The sequence below is a fragment of the Methylophaga pinxianii genome (assembly GCF_020447225.1).
Lineage (GTDB): Bacteria > Pseudomonadota > Gammaproteobacteria > Nitrosococcales > Methylophagaceae > Methylophaga > Methylophaga pinxianii.
Genome location: NZ_JAJAEO010000013.1, coordinates 1 through 234 on the forward strand (window position 1 = coordinate 1; position 234 = coordinate 234).

The window sequence follows — 234 nt, forward strand, 5'->3', positions numbered from 1 at the left end:
ACACACCAAAAGCAGATGAAGTACTGATCAAAATTAATGCTATTGGCCTTAATCGTGCTGAAGTCATGTTTCGAAGTGGCCAATATCTTGAGACTCCCACCCTGCCCGCCCGGCTTGGCTACGAAGCGTCAGGCAATATTGAACAGCTTGGTGCCAATGTCAGCCACTTCAATATTGGTGACAAGGTCAACGTCATTCCGGCTTTTTCGATGAATGAGTATGGTACCTACGCTG

1 protein-coding gene is annotated in these 234 nt (G+C 47.0%); it reads left to right on the top strand.

Going from position 1 to position 234, the window contains the following annotated elements; translation table 11 throughout:
* On the top strand, positions 1-234 hold a 234-nt coding region (locus tag LGT40_RS16705), incomplete at both ends, for an alcohol dehydrogenase catalytic domain-containing protein (RefSeq protein WP_226343086.1).